The following is a 989-nucleotide window of genomic DNA, read 5'->3' as shown; positions in this document are numbered from 1 at the left end:
ATCTTTTCCGAAAATTACACCGAGCAAGTAAAGCACGGTAGCCGAAAGTGTACAAAAAGAGTGTCTTGGAATACCCGATATTTAAACCTTGTCGAGAAAAACTTGACACATACTCCTGTTGCGGCGGTTTTTTTCTTGTTTCAACATCAATAGTAAAATCAATCTTAGCATGCGAAATATAAAATTATTGACGAAATATGGTGAATTTACATAAAAAATAAAAAAATAGTAAAATGTAACTAGTCTATTAGCCTGATGATAGCGCTTTTTTCCCATTCAACGAATCTGTAAAAATCTATACCGAATCCTAATGCTTACAGCTATTGAACTTTTAAAATCTGCCGGCAAGGAATTGAAGCGTATTTTATCAATATATTATGGTTAACACCATGCTTACTTAAAGAACAAATGGGTGAAGAAAAAAACAGAGAAGTGTCTTATAGAAAGATCTAAAGGACACTGCGTTGATGAAAAAGCAGAGAATTTCTGGATTATTATCTGTCTGTACCATCGTAAACTTTAGACTCCGTGTACCGAACCGTACGCACGGCGGGGTTATCCAGAAGTCTGGATAAGTGGTGTGAGAGGCCGGCTAATCAAATAAAGCTCGATTATGAAGTTGAAATTGCAGTTGTAATAGGCAAGAAGGGAAGAAGAACTCCTGAAGAAAAAGCTTTTGAATATATTGCAGGTTATCCTAATTACAATAACGGCTCGGTTCGTGACTGGCAATAACACACTTTCCAACGGGGATCAGGTAAAAACTTTGAAAGGACAGGGGCACTAGGGCTTGGATGGTGACAAAAGATGAAATCCAAGACGGGGATGTGCTGACAATTGAACGGCGAAGTCATGCAACTACAGACATGCTTTTGTTTTCAATTCCTCAATTCATACATTATAATTAGATTACTGTTAGTGCTTTTAATCATTCAGAAGATCATCGTCTAGCAGTAATTCAATATCTTGCAAGTTAAGTCCGTATAATT

The 989-nt window shown here is 36.7% G+C and carries 1 protein-coding gene; it reads left to right on the top strand.

Annotation, left to right across the window (positions count from 1 at the left end):
• Nucleotides 1-528: 528 nt before the first annotated feature.
• Nucleotides 529-735: a fumarylacetoacetate hydrolase family protein gene (locus P9687_RS17375; protein WP_201059171.1), complete on the top strand. Its 207-nt coding sequence runs from the start codon at nucleotides 529-531 to the stop codon at nucleotides 733-735.
• The last annotated feature ends 254 nt before the right edge of the window (nucleotides 736-989 follow it).

Source organism: Weizmannia sp. CD-2023, from assembly GCF_036225245.1.
GTDB lineage: Bacteria > Bacillota > Bacilli > Bacillales > Bacillaceae_C > Weizmannia > Weizmannia faecalis.
The sequence above is the reverse complement of the archived record's forward strand: the minus strand, read 5'-3'. Positions and strand labels throughout refer to the sequence as shown.